Consider the following 15,949-nt stretch of genomic DNA (forward strand, 5'->3'; position numbering starts at 1 on the left):
TCCGTTGTTTTATAGCATCAATTCCATGCCTTGGCTGTGGCTTTTCCACATCGTCGCTCATCTCAGTACCACGCGTTCCACTACAAACAACAAGGCGGCAACAAAGCCGAACACGATCGCGAAACGCAGCACGCGGCCCATATACCCGAGATATTTCCGATTGCCGGTAAACAGCCAGGCCAACCCGAGCGCAGCCACCGCAATGAGCAGGGCGACGATCAGCAACCGGATGACGATCATCAGGCCGTGAGCGGATGCAGGCGCAGGAAGGCGGCCGGCACCTCCTCTTCATGCGCGAAGCTGACGAATTCCCAGGACTCCCGGTGCCGCAGCAACTCGCGCAGCAGCGCATTGTTGAGCGCATGGCCTGATTTGTAGGCCTCGAAGGCGCCGATGACCGGATGACCCAGCAGATAGAGATCACCAATGGCGTCGAGCACCTTGTGTTTGACGAACTCGTCGTCATAACGCAGGCCATCCTGGTTCAGCACGCGGTATTCATCCATGACAATGGCGTTGTCAAGCGAGCCGCCCAGCGCCAGTCCGCTGTTGCGCAAGGCCTCGACCTCGTGCATGAAGCCGAAGGTACGGGCGCGCGCGACTTCCTTCGTGTAGGCCGTGTCGGCGAAATCGATGCTGACGGTCTTGCCGCTCTTGTCGAACACGGGGTGCTTGAAGTCGATGGTGAACTCGACCTTGAAGCCGTTGTGCGGCACGAAACGCGCCCATTTGTCGCCGTCCTTCACCTCGATCGGCTGCGTGATGCGCACATACTGCTTCGCCGCATCCTGCTCGACGATGCCGGCGGACTGCAGCAGGAACACGAACGGCGCCGAGGAGCCATCCATGATGGGAATCTCCGGACCGGTCAGGTCGACCAACAGGTTGTCGATCCCCAGGCCGGCGAGCGCCGACATCAGATGCTCGACGGTCGACACCTTGGCCGGACCGGACTCGAGCATCGAGCACAGCCGGGTGTCGGTGACGAGATAGGGGTCGGCCTTGAGGTCGACCGGCGGGTCGAGATCCATGCGCCTGAACACGATGCCGGTATTGGGCCCGGCAGGGCGCAGGGTCATCTCGACCTTGACGCCGGAATGCAGGCCGACGCCGGTCGCCTTGACGGGCGTTTTAAGAGTACGTTGCTTGATCATTCCGCCATTTTAACCGGTCGCGCGACGGGCAACCCTACACATGAAACGGGAATAGGACCCGGTTCCATGCAGACGAGTTCACCCCGCATGGGATTCCCCACGCAAAGACTCCGATCCACGATGGGCGGAAGCCCTTCGTGGACTCGTACGCGGCAACAACCCCGCTCTACCCGCAAGCAGGCCGTGGTTGTAAAGCCGCTAAAGCCCTAAAGGACTCCGATCCGCTATGGGCTAAAGCCCATGCGGAATCGTATGCGGCTACAACCATGCTCAGTCCGCCTGGCGACGCAGGAAGGCCGGGATGTCCAGGGTGTCGATGCCGGAATCGGTCATCGCCTGGATGGTCCGGCTACGACGGCTGGTCATCACGCTGGGCAGTTCCTCGCTGTTGCCGTTCACCATCATCGGCGCATCGTCGGTGCCGGTGCGGATGATCTGCATTGGCTTCTGGTTCTGCCGGGCAACGGGATTGCCCAGGCCGGTGGCGACCATGGTGACGCGCAGAGCGTCTTCCATCGTGTCGTCGAGTACCTGGCCGACGATGACAGTGGCCTCTTCCGCGGTGAAGCCCTTGATGGTGTTCATCACCTCGTGGATTTCCTTCATCTTGACGGTGGAGGAAGCCGTGATGTTGACCAGCACGCCGCGCGCGCCGGCGAGGTTGACGTCTTCCAGCAGCGGGCTGGCGACGGCCTGCTCGGCAGCGATGCGCGCACGGTTTTCGCCGCTGGCCTGTGCCGAACCCATCATGGCCATGCCCATCTCGCTCATCACGGTGCGCACGTCGGCGAAGTCGACGTTGACCAGGCCGGGGCAGTTGATGACTTCGGCGATGCCACCGACGGCGCCATGCAGCACGTTGTTGGCGGCCTTGAAGGCGTCGAGCATGGAGACGTCGTCGCCCAGCACCTGCATCAACTTCTCGTTGGGAATGATGATCAGCGAATCGACGTGGCGCGACAGCGCCTCGATGCCGGCGTTGGCGGCGCGCACGCGCTTGCCTTCGAACATGAAGGGTTTGGTGACGACCGCCACCGTGAGGATGCCGAGTTCCTTGGCGACCTCGGCCACCACCGGCGCCGCACCGGTGCCCGTACCGCCACCCATGCCGGCGGTGATGAACAGCATGTCCGCCCCGTCGATCAGTTCGGCAATGCGCTCGCGGTCTTCCAGCGCGGCTTCGCGGCCGACATCGGGGTTGGCGCCGGCGCCCAGGCCCTTGGTCACGCCATTGCCCAACTGCAGTTGCAGCTTGGCCTGGTTGCGCTTCAGCGCCTGCGCGTCGGTATTGATGGCGATGAATTCCACGCCATTCAACCCGGAGCTGATCATGTGATCGACCGCATTGCCGCCACAACCACCCACGCCGATGACCTTGATCACTGCGTCCTGGGTGTCTACATCCATCAGTTCAAACATATTGCTTCCTCCTTTTTGCCCAATCAAAAACCACACTCGAAAATCCTTTGGCGTGTTTGCCTCGATGTACCGATACACCCGACACCACCGCCAAATGCCGTTTCAACGTCGTTCGCACGGCGTCAAAAATTCCCCTTGAACCAGCTCTTCATGCGTTCAAAAATGTCCTTGAAGTTGCCGCTGGACAACTTCGGCGCATCGCGCCCGCGCGCTTCCAGGCCGGCCATCAACAGGCCCATGCAAGTGGCATAACGCGGATTGCGCATGACGTCCGACAGCGTGCCTTCATAACGCGGCCAACCCATCCGCACCGGCATGTGGAAGACCTCTTCGCCGAGCTCGACCATGCCCTGCATCGCCGCCGAGCCGCCGGTAATGACGATGCCGGACGACAGCAGTTCCTCGAATCCGCTGCGGCGCAATTCGGCCTGCACCAACGAATACAGCTCTTCCATGCGCGGTTCGATGAATTCGGCCAGCGTCTGGCGGGACAGCGTCCGCGGCGGACGGTCGCCGATGCCGGGCACTTCGATCATGTCGCGCGCGTCGGCCAGCTGGCGCAAGGCGCAGCCGTATTGCACCTTGATGTCCTCGGCCTCCTTCGGCGGCGTGCGCAGCGCCACCGCGATGTCGTTGTTGACCTGGTCGCCGGCGACCGGGATCACCGCGGTATGGCGGATGGCACCGTTGGTGAACACCGCGATGTCGGTGGTGCCGCCGCCGATGTCGACCAAGCACACGCCAAGTTCCTTCTCGTCCTCGGTCAGCACCGCCATCGCGCTGGCCAGCGGCTGCAGCACCAGGTCGGCCACTTCGATCCCGCAGCGGCGTACGCATTTGATGATGTTCTGCGCCGCCGACACCGCGCCGGTGACGATGTGCACCTTCACCTCCAGGCGCACCGCGCTCATGCCGAGCGGGTCGCGCACGTCTTCCTGGCCGTCGACGATGAATTCCTGCGGGATGGTGTGCAGGATCTGCTGATCGGTCGGGATGTTCACCGCACGCGCGGTTTCCACCACGCGGTCGACGTCCATCTGGCTGATTTCCTTGTCCTTGATGGCGAACATGCCGTGCGAGTTGAAGCTCTTGATGTGGCTGCCGGCGATGCCGGTGTACACCTCGCGGATCTTGCAGTCGGCCATCAGCTCGGCCTCCTCCAGCGCGCGCTGGATGGCGTTGACGGTGGCTTCGATGTTGACCACCACGCCACGGCGCAGGCCGCGCGACGGATGCGTGCCCATGCCGATGACCTCGAGCATGCCCTCGTCGTTGATCTCGGCAACGATGCAGACGATCTTGGACGTGCCGATGTCGAGACCGACGACGAGGTTTTTGGGATCTCTTGGCTTACTCATGTTGCAGTGCACTCATGTTTCACTCGATTTAAAAGGGGACACGCCGTTCGGCATGCGCACGGCGAAGCCGTCGCTGTAGCGCAGGTCAACCATCAGCGGGATGGGAGGGGTGGCCGCAGCCTGCCCGTCCTTTGCCGGCTGCGGGCCGAACAGGCGCGGATACAGGGCGACGAAACGCGCCAGCCGCTTGTCGGTCTGCATCCGACCAAGCGCCAGCTGCATGCCGTTGTCGAGGCGCACACGCCAGGCGCGGCGCGGTGACAGCCGCAATTCGTCTATCGTCATGCCCANGGGAGCCAGCGCCGCCTGATAGCGGCGGTACGTCGCGACCACTTCGGTGCTGCTGCCCTCGGGGCCGACAAGGCGCGGCAGCTTGGTGGACACAGCGGCGCCAAACACTTCGCCGGTCTCGCTCACCAGGGCATCGTCGTTCCAGCGTGCCAGCGGCACATGTTCGGTGAGCGACACCACCAGCGTATCGGGCCAGCGACGCTCCACGCGNNCTTCGCGCACCCAGGGCAGTTTTTCCAGGCTGTTGCGCACGCGTTCGAGATCGACGGTGAAGAAGGTGCCGCGCACCTGCCGCTCCGCCACCAGCCGGATCTGCGCCTCGGTGACGTGCGCGACCGGCGTTTTCACCTCGATGGTGTGCAGGGCGAACCACGGCTGCGCAGCCACCCAACTGGCGGCGCCGTAGGCCAGCAGCCCGAGCGCGCCCCAGGTCAGCACACGGGCGACCTGCGACAGCGGATGGGCAGCGAGTTCCGGAGACGTCACAGCGTCTGCTCCAGTATCTTCATGCACAGGGCGTCGAAATCCAGACCGGCGACGCGCGCGGCCATCGGTACCAGGCTGTGGTCGGTCATGCCGGGCGAGGTATTCACCTCCAGCAGGTAGGGGTTGCCGAGGCTGTCCAGCATGACGTCGACCCGTCCCCAGCCGCGCCCGCCGACCAGGCGGAAAGCGTCGAGCGCCAATTTCCGCAACGCCATTTCCTGCATCTCCGGGAGCCCAGCCGGGCAGTGATATTGGGTATCGTTGCGCAGGTATTTGGCTTCGAAGTCGTAGAAGGCCTTGTCTTTCGCGGGCTCCAGGCGGATTAGCGGCAAGGCGGCCTCGCCGAGGATGCCGACGGTGAATTCGGCGCCGTCGATGAACTTCTCGGCCAGCACCAATGTGTCGTGTTCGGCGGCGGTCTCATAGGCCGCCTTCAGCGTACCCGGCTCGGTCACCTTGCTCATGCCGATGCTCGACCCCTCACGGGCGGGCTTCACGAAAATGGGCAGGCCCAGCTTCTTTTCCGCTGCGACAAAATCGCTGGCCGCGGTGAGAATGTCCCAGTCGGCCGTCGGCAGCCCGGCGGCGCGCCACAACAGCTTGGTACGCCACTTGTCCATGCCGATGGCCGACGCCATCACGCCGCTGCCGGTATAGGGAATGCCCAGCAGTTCGAGTGCGCCCTGCATGCACCCATCCTCGCCGTAGCGCCCGTGCAGCGCGATGAAGACCCGGTCGAACTCACCTGTGATGAGATCTCCGAGATTACGGTTCGCCGGATCGAATGCGTGCGCATCGACCCCCTGTCGGGCCAGCGCAGCCAGCACCGCTGCGCCGCTATTGAGCGACACCGGCCGTTCCGCCGACGTGCCGCCCAGCATCACGGCGACTTTTCCGAATGCCTTCGCCGATACGATCGTGCTCACAGACGNTTCTCCAATAATTCTCACTTCGCGGATCAACCGCACATTGGTGCGCGTCTCCACGGTCTCTTCCACATGCTCGATCAGTCGCTCGATGTCGGCTGCCGTGGCGTTGCCTGTATTGACGATGAAGTTGGCATGCTTGGTCGACACCTGCGCGCCACCGATCCTGAAACCCTTGAGGCCACAGGTCTCGACCAGCCGGGCCGCATAGTCGCCAGNGGGATTGCGGAACACCGAACCGGCGTTGGGCAGATTCAGCGGCTGCGAGGCAATGCGTTTTTNCAGCAAGTCCTTGATGATTTCGCGCGAAGCCGCGCCATCGCCACGCGCGAGGCGGAACCAGCCGCCGATGAACCATTCCTGATGCGGAAGCTTCAGCGCGACATGGCGGTAGCCGGTCACATATTCATCCGGCAACCGTTCGTTCAACTGGCCATCGCGATCCAGGGTTTGTACCTGCACCAGCTTGTCCCAGGTTTCGCTGCCGTAGCAGCCGGCGTTCATGGCGATGGCACCGCCGACGGTGCCCGGAATGCCGGCCCAGAACTCGCCGCCGACGAGATCGTGGTTGGCGGCAAAACGTGCCAGCTTGGGCGAGGCGACGCCTGCCTGGGCGTACACCAAGGCAGTGTCGACATCTGCCGGTGCCGGCGGCAGTCCATGCGTACGGCTTTCGATGGCCAGTTTTCTCAGCACGCCGTGCAACAGGATCACCACGCCGGCGACCCCGCCGTCACGCACCAGCAGATTGCTGCCCAAACCCACCATGTGAACGCTTTCGTGCGCCGGGACCGAACGGACCAGCCAGGTCAGATCCTCGAGATCGGCCGGAATGTAGACGCGTTGCGCGGCACCGCCAGCGCGCCACGACACATGCTTCTTCATCGGTTCGTTGTAGAGGAAGTGCCCGCGCAGGACGGGTGCGCCCCCGCCCGCCATGTCGACTTCGCTCATACGGTAGTCATGCCGCATGGTTTGTCCTCCCGGCGGATTCCGAACCCAGTGCGGGCGCCACCTGGCCGATACTGCCGGCCCCCATCACCAGCACCACGTCGCCCGCCTGCGCGAGATCGCGCACCGTGGCCGGGACATCGGTCACGTTTTCCACGAACACCGGCTCGACCTTGCCTGCCACCCGCACCGCGCGCGCCAGCGCGCGGCCATCGGCCGCCACGATGGNGGCCTCGCCGGCCGGGTACACCTCGGTCAATACCAGGACGTCGGTTTCCGACAGCACTTTCACGAAATCTTCGAAGCAGTCGCGCGTGCGCGTGAAACGATGCGGCTGGAACACCAGCACCAGACGCCGGCCGGGAAAGGCACCGCGCGCTGCGGCGAGCGTGGCGGCCATCTCGACCGGATGATGGCCATAGTCGTCGACCAGGCAATACTTCCCGCCATCCTTCGCGGACAACTCGCCGTAACGCTGGAAGCGGCGGCCCACGCCATGGAACTCGGCAAGCGCCTTGACGATGGCGGCATCATCGGCACCGACTTCGCTCGCCACGGCAATCGCCGCCAGCGCATTCAGCACGTTGTGCATGCCCGGGTGATTCAGCATCACGTCGAGATCGGCCATGCCTTCGCGCTTGACCGTGAAACGCATCTGGCCGCGCTCGAAGCGCGGATTGACCGCACGCACCTGCGCCGACTCGTCCAGACCGTAGGTCGTGATCGGCTTGGTGATGCGCGGCAGGATCTCGCGCACGTGCGGATCGTCGATGCACAGCACCGCCATACCGTAGANAGGAAGCCGCTGGCAGAAATCGACGAAGGCGGTTTTCAGGCGCTCGAAATCATGGCCATAGGTATCCATGTGATCGGCGTCGATGTTGGTGACGATCGCGATCACCGGCGTGAGATAGAGAAAGGACGCGTCGGACTCGTCGGCCTCGGCCACCAGGAAATCGCCCTTGCCGAGCCGCGCGTTGGTGCCGGCCGCAGTGAGCTTGCCGCCGATGACGTAGGTCGGGTCCATGCCGGCCTCGCCGAGGATGCTGGCGACCAGGCTGGTGGTGGTGGTCTTGCCGTGCGTGCCGGCAATCGCAATGCCCCGCTGCAGTCGCATCAGTTCGGCCAGCATCAGTGCGCGCGGCACGATGGGAATCTTCTTCTCGCGCGCAGCGATGACCTCGGGGTTGTCTTCCTGTACTGCGGTCGAAGTGACGACAGCATCGGCATCGACGATATTCTCCGCCGCATGGCCGCGATGGATGCGCGCGCCCAGGCCGGCCAGCCGCTGCGTTACCGCGTTGTCGGCCAGGTCCGAACCCGACACGCTATAACCCAGGTTCAGCAGCACTTCGGCGATGCCACTCATGCCGACGCCGCCGATGCCCACGAAATGGATGTGTTTGACGGCATGCTTCATCAGCCGCGACCTCCCTTGCCACCGCCCGATGTGGACATCCGGCGCCCCTCGCGGCCGGTCGCATCCCGCAAGCGGGATCCCTGCTCCCTGCTCGGATCGACCATGCCCACGAAATGGCTGTGTTTGATGGCGTGTTTCATTTGGCTAGCGCCTCGCAAATATCGGCGACGTGGGCGGTGGCGTCGGGTTTTGCCAGCGCGCGTGCCTTGCCCGACATCGCAGCGAGGCTGGCGCGATCGAGGCTGCCGATTAGTTCCGCCAGCTTTTCCGCAGTCAAATCCTTCTGCTGGATCAGCCACGCCGCGCCTGCTTCGGACAGGAACTCGGCGTTGCCGGTCTGGTGGTCGTCCACCGCAAAGGGAAAGGCACCAGCACCGCAGGCACGCCGGCACAGGCCAGTTCGGCCACGGTCATCGCACCGGCACGGCAGATGGCGAAATCGCAGTCGCGGTAGGCGGCAGCCATGTCCTCGATGTAATCGCGCACCTCGGCCTCGACGCCGGCGGCGGCATAATTCGCACGCAGCGCATCCAGGTGCTGACGGCCGGACTGATGGACGACCTGCGGACGCTGGTCCGCAGGCAGCAGGGCCAGCGCCTGCGGGACCCGTTCGTTCAGGGCCTGTGCGCCGAGACTGCCACCGACCACCAGCAGGCGTAGCGGTCCGCTATGCGCCATCGGCGTGGTGGCGGCAATGTCGGTGCGCTGTTCGTTTGCCAGAGCGACAATGTCGCTCCGTACTGGGTTACCCACCCATTCGCTCGTCGCATGACGGCATGGAATCGGTTTGTCGTGCGCATGAGTGAATACCTTGGGAAAAGCCGTCAGCACACGGTCTGCAAGACAAGCCAGCACCCGGTTGGTGAGGCCGCCGATCGAATTCTGTTCGTGGATGACCAGGGGCCGGTTGAGCAGGCTCGCCATCATGCCGCCGGGGAAGGCGGTATAGCCGCCCATGCCGAGCACGACATCGGGGCGGCGCTTGAGGATGGCGACGAGGCTCTGCCAGAAGGCGACCAGCAGGGTGGCCGGCAACAGCAGCTTTTTCAGCAGGCCCTTGCCACGCACGCCACCCATGCTGACCCACACCATGTCGATGCCCGCCGCCGGGACTACGCGCGCTTCCAGCCCGGCGCGCGTACCGAGCCAGAATACCTCCCAGCCGCGCGCGCAGCGCGTCGGCCACCGCAAGCGCCGGGTAGACGTGACCGCCGGTGCCGCCGGCCATGACCATGAGCGTACGGTTCAGGGCAGCCATCAGAAGGTTTTTCNCCGCATCATCTGCCGGTGTTCCCAGTCGATGCGCAACAGGATGGCGACCGCCAGGCAGTTGGCGATGATGCCGCTACCGCCGAACGACAGGAACGGCAGCGTGAGCCCCTTGGTGGGCAGAAGGCCGACGTTCACGCCCATGTTGATGAGCGCCTGCACACCGATCCAGATCCCGATGCCCTGCGCCACCAGTGCACAGAAATTGCGCTCGAGCTGGGCTGCACGGTGGCCGATCAGGAAGGCCTTGACGATGAGCCAGCCAAACAGACCGATTACCACGACGACACCAACGAAACCGAACTCCTCGGCGATCACGGCCATCAGGAAATCGGTGTGCGCCTCCGGCAGGTAGAACAGTTTTTCGATGCTGCCGCCCAGGCCCAGGCCCAGCCACTCGCCACGACCGAAGGCGATCAGGGCGTGCGACAGCTGGTAACCCTTGCCATACGGGTCGGCGAACGGATCCATGAAGCCGAGCACGCGCTGCAGACGATACGGCGAGGTCAGGATCAGGAGGGCAAACCCGACCAGCAGCACCACCACCAGTCCGGCGAATACCTTCCAGTTGAGGCCGCCGAGAAACAGAATGCCCATGGCGATCGAGACGATGACGACGAAGGCGCCGAAATCCGGCTCGCGCAGCAACAGGGCACCGGCCAGCATCATCACCGCGGCCATCGGCAGAAACCCCTTCTTGAAGTCATGCATGAAGGCGGCCTTGCGCGTGGTGTAGTCGGCCGCATACAACACGGCAAGGAATTTCATCAGTTCCGAGGGCTGCAGGTTGGCAAAACCGAGCGGAATCCAGCGCCGGCTGCCGTTGACCTCACGACCGATATGCGGGATCAGCACGACCACCAGCAACAGCAGGCCGGCCAGAAAGAGATAGGGAGCTGCCTGCTGCCACACGCGCATCGGCACCCGGAACGCGGCGATGCCGACCCCGACGCCCATGGCGATGAAAATGCCCTGCCGCAGCAGGTAGTACTCGCCGTTGTGATGGGTATAACGAGCGGCTTCGGCGATCGCGATCGACGCGGAATAGACCATCACTAGGCCGATCGCCAGCAGGCCCATGGCCAGCCACAATAGGCTGAAATCGAGCTCGGCACTGGGTTTTGGCGCACGCGCGGCATAGAGCATCAGTTCGCTGCCCTTTCAGCCGCCAGCTTGTTCACGGCGGCAACGAACACTTCGGCGCGATGAACGTAGTTGCGGAACATATCGAAGCTGGCGCAGGCGGGCGACAGCAGGACGGCATCGCCGGGATGGGCGAGACGCTGCGCCTGGCCTACCGCATCGGCAAGACTCGTGGCCGCATAAACGTCGACGCCGCAACCTGCGATGGCGGCATCGATCAGCGGAGCGTCGCGCCCGATCAGCACCACGGCACGGGCATTGGCTTCCACTGCCGCCTTGAGCGGGCTGAAATCCTGCCNCTTGCCGTCGCCGCCCAGGATCACCACCGCCTTGCGATTGCCCATGCCATACAGCGCGGCCTCGGTGGCGCCGACATTGGTGCCTTTCGAGTCGTCGTAGTAGATCACCCNCTCGATCTCGGCGACCTTTTCCACCCGGTGCGGCAGTCCCTTGAAATGCAACAGACCGCGCAACAAGGCCTCCATCGGCAAATCCAGCGCGCGGGTCAGCGCCAGGGCCGCCAGCGCATTGGCCGCGTTGTGCAGCCCGGCCACCGGCAGCGCGGACAAGGGCATCAGCATGTCGCCGCCCAGGCAGAGCTCGTCCTCGCACAAACCGAAGTTCTCGCCCCTCGGGCAGCGATCCAGACCGAAGCTGACCACGTGACGGCCAGGTCGTGCCATGGCGAGGCTGCGTGCATCGTCGCGGTTCACCACCTGCACGCCGACGCCACCATAGATGCGTGCCTTGGCAGCGGCGTAAGCGTCCATGTCGGGATAGCGATCCATGTGGTCTTCCGACACGTTGAGCACCGTGGCGGCATCGGCGTTGAGGCTGGTGGTCGTCTCGAGCTGGAAGCTCGACAATTCCAGTACCCACACCTGGGGTGCAGGGGCGATGCCTTGTTCGATTTCGGCCAGTGCATCCAGCACCGGCAGGCCGATATTGCCAGCCACGCAAGTGGTCAGCCCAGCCGTGCGGCACATGTCGCCGCACATCGAGGTGACGGTGCTCTTGCCGTTGCTGCCGGTGATGGCGATCACCCGCATCGGGCCGCTTGAATCGGTCGACGCGGCACGCTCGGTGTTGAGTGCATGGATCGCGCGGGCGAACAGTTCCACATCACCCACCACCTCGACGCCTGCAGCGACGGCACGCGCGACAGCCGGTTCGGCCAACGGCACGCCCGGGCTGAGCACCAGCATGTCAGCCGCCAGTAGACGGGCATCGTCGAACGGACCGGTAAAGAGCGGCACCTGCGGCAGCCATTCCGCCAGACGCGCAGCATGCGGCGGCGTCGCGCGGCTGTCGGCCACGCTCACCTGGGCGCCACGCGCCGCCAGCCAGCGGGTGCATGACAGTCCGGTGTCGCCGAGGCCGAGCACCAGGACCTGTTTGCCAGAAAGGTTCAGGCTGTCGTAGTTCATCTCAGCTTCAGGCTCGACAGGCCGATCAGCACCAGCATCATGCTGATGATCCAGAAACGCACCACCACCTGGTTCTCCTTCCAGCCTTTCAGTTCGTAGTGATGGTGGATCGGCGCCATGCGGAACACGCGTTTGCCGGTGAGCTTGAACGAGGCAACCTGCACCATGACCGACAGGGTTTCCACCACGAACACGCCGCACATGATGAACAGGATGATTTCCTGCCGCACGATGACGGCGACCACGCCGAGCGCCGCACCCAGCGCCAGCGCGCCGACGTCGCCCATGAACACTTCCGCCGGATAGGCGTTGAACCACAGGAAGGCCAGCCCCGCACCCGCCATCGCCGAACAGAACACCGCGAGCTCGCCCGCACCGGGCACGTGCGGCAGGCCGAGGTATTTCGAGAACACCGCGTTGCCCGCGACGTAGGCAAAGATCGCCAGGGCGGATGCCACCATCACGGTCGGCAGGATCGCCAGGCCATCGAGGCCGTCGGTCAGGTTGACCGCGTTGCTGGAGCCGACGATGACGAAATAGGTCAGCGCGATGAAGCCCACCGCCGACAACGGGACCGTGGCGTGCTTGAGGAAGGGAATGATGAGCTCGGTGTGCGCCGGCAGGCTGGCCGTGTGCCACAGGTAGGCCGCGACCGCGAGGCCGATCACCGACTGCCAGAAATATTTCCAGCGCGAGGGCAGGCCGCGCGAGTTCTTCTCGACGACCTTGCGCCAGTCGTCGACCCAGCCGATGACGCCGAAACCCAGCAGGGTAAGCAAGGCCAGCCACACATAGTCGTTGGACAGGTCCGCCCACAGCAGCGTGGTCACGGCGACCGAGACCAGGATCAACGCGCCGCCCATGGTCGGCGTGCCGGCCTTGACCAGATGGGTTTGCGGGCCGTCGCTGCGCACCGACTGGCCGATTTTCAGCGCAGTGAGCTTGCGAATCACGGCCGGGCCGACGATGAAGGAGATCGTCAGCGCGGTGAGCGTGGCCAGCACGGCACGCAGCGTCAGGTAGTTGAAGACGTTGAATACCCGAACGTCCTGGCCTAGATGCTGAAACAGCCACAGGAGCATGTCAGTGTCCCTCGTGCCCCGGCTGCGAAGGAGCCGGGTCTTCCATAAAACTGTTGACCACACGTTCCATCTGCATGAAACGCGAGCCTTTCACCAGCACGGTAGTGTCGGGCGTGAGTGCGTTTTCGAGTTCGGCAAGCAGTTCCTGGATACGTTCGAAATGCATTGCACCGGCGCCGAAGGCCCCGACGGTTTCCTTCGTCAGTTCGCCCAGCGCCAGCAGCCTATCGACGCCGGCTTCGCGTGCCGCCTGCCCGATCTGAGCGTGCATCGCCGCGGCGTCGCTGCCCAGTTCGCCCATGTCACCCAGCACCAGCACTTTCTTGCCGGCCTGTTGCGTCAGCACGGCCAATGCGGCCTTAACCGAATCGGGATTGGCGTTGTAGGTGTCGTCGATGAAGGTGCTGCCGTGCAGTGCGGGCTTCTTCTGCAGGCGACCCTTGACGCCGCCGAATCCCGACAGCCCGGCGACGATGCTGCGGTGGCTGATGTCGAGTGCAAAGGCGGCCGCCGCCGCGGCGAGCGCATTCATTGCGTTGTGCTCGCCCGGCACCTGTAGGCTGATTTCCAGTGTGGCATTGGGTAGCGTGAGGGTCAGCACCGAGCCGAAATCGCACGGCTGGTAGTGCCCGCGCACCGCAGCCGGCTGCCTGATGCCGAAGTCGATCACGCAGCGGTGCGCATTGGCTTCGCGCCACAGCCAGGCATGCGGATCATCGGCGTTGAACACTGCGATACCGGCATCCGACAGGCCATTGAATATCTCGCCCTTGGCGCGTGCGATATTCTCGATCGAACCGAGAAAGCCGATGTGTGCGGACAGGGCGTTGTTGACCACTGCCACATCGGGCGCGGCCAGGCGCGTCAGATAGTCGATTTCGCCTGCATGGTTCATGCCCATTTCCAGTACGGCGTATTGATGCGACTCGCGCAGGCGCAACAGCATCAGCGGCAGGCCGATGTCGTTGTTGAGATTGCCTTCGGTATGGAGCACGGCGGCGTCCGATCCGGCTTCCGCCCGCAGGATCGCCGCCAGCATTTCCTTGACCGTGGTCTTGCCGTTGCTGCCGGTGATGGCGACCACCGGAACGGCGAAGCGTCCGCGCCAGGCGGCCGCCAGCTTGCCCAATGCCCGGCGGGTATCGTCGACACGGATGGCGGCGGTCACATCGGGTGCCTGGACCGGGTCGAGCACCACGCCGACCGCGCCCTGCCCCAGCGCCTGGCCGGCAAACCTGCCGCCGTCGAATTTTTCGCCGCGCAACGCGATGAAGAGATCGCCCGGCCGGATCGTCCGGCTATCGGTGGCGATGCGCAGCACCTCGGCATCCTCACCCGCAAACGGTACGCCCAGCATGGCGGCGGCTTCGGAAAGACGCATCATGTCCACGCCTCCGTCAGGTTTGCCCCATAGCCGATTGCAGCACGTCGGCGCAGGTGGCCATTCGCGGTGCTCGCAACTGCGCAGGCTCGGTCGCTCATGTCCACGCCTCCAGTGCCTTCTTCGCCACGGCCACGTCGGAGAATGGCAGGCGCTCGCCCGCAACTTCCTGGTAGTCCTCATGACCCTTGCCGGCGATCAGCACCACATCGCCTTGATGCGCGCCGCCGATGGCCTCGAAGATCGCGCGCGCGCGATCGGGCTCGACATGCGGCTTGCCGTTCATCCCGGCGAGAATGTCTTGAATGATGTGATGCGGGTCTTCGTTGCGTGGATTGTCGCTGGTGACCCAGACTTCATCCGCGCCTTTGGCGGTGGCCCGTCCCATCAACGGACGCTTGCCCTTGTCACGATTGCCACCGCAGCCGAAGACGCAGATCAAACGCCCGCCGCCGGCGATTTCACGCAGCGTGGCAAGCACTTTTTCCAGCGCATCGGGCGTATGGGCATAATCCACGACCACCAGGGGATGCACATCGCCACCAAGCGTCTGCATCCGTCCCGGCGGCGGCGTGACATGGGTCAATGCCTGGCAGGCATCGTCCAGCTTCACGTCCGAAACCAGCAGGGTGGTGAGCACAGCCAGCAGATTGGCTGCATTGAAACGCCCCAGCAGCGGCACATCGAACTCGGCATTGCCCCAGTCGGTATGAACCCGCAGGTGCAGACCGGCCTGGGATAGATGCAATTTTTCCGCTACCACCGCACCGCGCTGGAATCCGTATCCGGCGACGCGCGCGGGCCGGGTTTCGCTTTCCAGCCGCCGCCCGAACTCGTCGTCGACGTTGACCACGACCCATTGCAGCCCGGGCCAGCTGAACAGCCGGGCCTTGGCGTCGGCATAGTTCTCCATGCTGCCGTGGTAGTCGAGGTGGTCGCGCGACAGATTGGTCAGCACGGCGACATTGAAGCGTGTGCCGTTGACACGGCCCTGCGCGAGCCCGTGCGACGAGACTTCCATTGCACAGGCGACCGCGCCCTGCTGCCGGTACGCCGCAAGGCGCTGCTGCAATTCGATGGCGTCGGGCGTGGTGTTGAGTGCAGGCGTCAGCGCGCCGGGCTTGCCTCCGACAGGCGGAAAGCCGTTGCCGACAGTGCCGACGACAGCCGCCTTGCGCCCCAGTTGCGTGAAGGCCTGTGCCACCCAGTGCGCCACCGAGGTCTTGCCGTTGGTGCCGGTGACGCCGACCATGTGCAGCGCGCGCGAAGGCTCGCCATACACGTGCGCGGCGATTTCGCCGATACGGGTCTTCAACCCGACCACGCCGGCGTTGGGGATGTCCAGCGCCGGATCCCACTGGTAATGGTCCGCTTCCCACAACACGCCGTCGACACGCCGCGCCACGGCTTGCGCAATGAAATCCCGCCCGTCGCGCGCCTCGCCGGGGTAAGCGGCAAACACCGTACCGGGCACGGCCTTGCGGCTGTCGCTGGTGAGTTCGCCGACGGCGATCCCGAGCCGTTCCAGAATATGCGGCACCGTCTCGTGGATAGCCTGGGATGCGGCCAGGCCGGAAACGGGATGCGAGCCGGCCGTCGCCATCACGCGCCCCCTTGGCCGACACGGCATTCTCGGTCATCT

13 protein-coding genes and 2 pseudogenes are annotated in these 15,949 nt (G+C 64.5%); all 15 read right to left on the reverse strand.

Annotated elements, in window-relative coordinates:
- Nucleotides 1-57: 57 nt before the first annotated feature.
- The 15 genes and pseudogenes from HZY77_RS10820 to HZY77_RS10890 all read right to left on the reverse strand — a co-directional run bounded on the left by HZY77_RS10820 (nucleotide 58) and on the right by HZY77_RS10890 (nucleotide 15,910).
- Nucleotides 58-240 (reverse strand): hypothetical protein, encoded by a 183-nt coding sequence (locus HZY77_RS10820; protein ID WP_296661430.1) that lies wholly within the window; start codon nucleotides 238-240, stop codon nucleotides 58-60.
- Nucleotides 240-1,154, reverse strand: a complete 915-nt coding sequence (gene lpxC, locus HZY77_RS10825; RefSeq protein WP_296814563.1) for a UDP-3-O-acyl-N-acetylglucosamine deacetylase — start codon at nucleotides 1,152-1,154, stop codon at nucleotides 240-242. The genes HZY77_RS10820 and lpxC overlap by 1 nt, the downstream gene beginning before the upstream one ends.
- 270 nt (nucleotides 1,155-1,424) lie before the next feature.
- A complete protein-coding gene (gene ftsZ, locus HZY77_RS10830) occupies nucleotides 1,425-2,573 on the reverse strand; it encodes a cell division protein FtsZ (protein ID WP_296634991.1) in 1,149 nt (382 codons plus the stop codon).
- A 122-nt stretch (nucleotides 2,574-2,695) separates the two neighbouring features.
- A complete protein-coding gene (gene ftsA / locus HZY77_RS10835; protein WP_296814566.1) occupies nucleotides 2,696-3,931 on the reverse strand; it encodes a cell division protein FtsA in 1,236 nt (411 codons plus the stop codon).
- Nucleotides 3,932-3,943: 12 nt separating this feature from the next.
- Entirely contained in the window at nucleotides 3,944-4,708 is a 765-nt protein-coding gene (locus HZY77_RS10840) for a cell division protein FtsQ/DivIB (RefSeq protein WP_296814569.1), read from the reverse strand.
- Nucleotides 4,705-5,589 carry a D-alanine--D-alanine ligase gene (locus HZY77_RS10845; RefSeq protein WP_296820894.1) on the reverse strand — a complete coding sequence of 295 codons (885 nt, stop codon included), beginning with the start codon at nucleotides 5,587-5,589 and terminating at the stop codon, nucleotides 4,705-4,707. The genes HZY77_RS10840 and HZY77_RS10845 overlap by 4 nt, the downstream gene beginning before the upstream one ends.
- Before the next feature lie 51 nt (nucleotides 5,590-5,640).
- Nucleotides 5,641-6,606 (reverse strand): annotated as a pseudogene (gene murB / locus HZY77_RS10850) (UDP-N-acetylmuramate dehydrogenase); the annotation flags it as partial.
- A complete protein-coding gene (gene murC / locus HZY77_RS10855) occupies nucleotides 6,596-8,005 on the reverse strand; it encodes a UDP-N-acetylmuramate--L-alanine ligase (protein WP_296814572.1) in 1,410 nt (469 codons plus the stop codon). The pseudogene murB and the gene murC, both read right to left, overlap by 11 nt.
- Nucleotides 8,005-8,145 (reverse strand): hypothetical protein, encoded by a 141-nt coding sequence (locus HZY77_RS10860; RefSeq protein ID WP_296814575.1) that lies wholly within the window; start codon nucleotides 8,143-8,145, stop codon nucleotides 8,005-8,007. Before HZY77_RS10860 ends, murC begins: the two co-directional genes overlap by 1 nt.
- Nucleotides 8,142-9,263, reverse strand: a pseudogene (murG, locus tag HZY77_RS10865) (undecaprenyldiphospho-muramoylpentapeptide beta-N-acetylglucosaminyltransferase). Before murG ends, HZY77_RS10860 begins: the two are co-directional and overlap by 4 nt.
- Entirely contained in the window at nucleotides 9,263-10,420 is a 1,158-nt protein-coding gene (gene ftsW / locus HZY77_RS10870; protein WP_296814578.1) for a putative lipid II flippase FtsW, read from the reverse strand. The pseudogene murG and the gene ftsW overlap by 1 nt, the downstream one beginning before the upstream one ends.
- A complete protein-coding gene (murD, locus tag HZY77_RS10875; protein ID WP_296814581.1) occupies nucleotides 10,420-11,844 on the reverse strand; it encodes a UDP-N-acetylmuramoyl-L-alanine--D-glutamate ligase in 1,425 nt (474 codons plus the stop codon). Before murD ends, ftsW begins: the two co-directional genes overlap by 1 nt.
- On the reverse strand, nucleotides 11,841-12,926 hold the full coding sequence (mraY, locus tag HZY77_RS10880) for a phospho-N-acetylmuramoyl-pentapeptide-transferase (RefSeq protein WP_296661414.1): 1,086 nt from the start codon (nucleotides 12,924-12,926) through the stop codon (nucleotides 11,841-11,843). The genes murD and mraY overlap by 4 nt, the downstream gene beginning before the upstream one ends.
- 1 nt (nucleotide 12,927) lies before the next feature.
- Nucleotides 12,928-14,310, reverse strand: coding sequence for a UDP-N-acetylmuramoyl-tripeptide--D-alanyl-D-alanine ligase (murF, locus tag HZY77_RS10885; protein WP_296814585.1), 1,383 nt, complete (start codon nucleotides 14,308-14,310; stop codon nucleotides 12,928-12,930).
- A gap of 94 nt (nucleotides 14,311-14,404) precedes the next feature.
- A complete protein-coding gene (locus tag HZY77_RS10890; protein ID WP_296814588.1) occupies nucleotides 14,405-15,910 on the reverse strand; it encodes a UDP-N-acetylmuramoyl-L-alanyl-D-glutamate--2,6-diaminopimelate ligase in 1,506 nt (501 codons plus the stop codon).
- Nucleotides 15,911-15,949: the final 39 nt, after the last annotated feature.

Source organism: Thiobacillus sp. (genome assembly GCF_013693775.1).
GTDB lineage: Bacteria > Pseudomonadota > Gammaproteobacteria > Burkholderiales > Thiobacillaceae > Thiobacillus.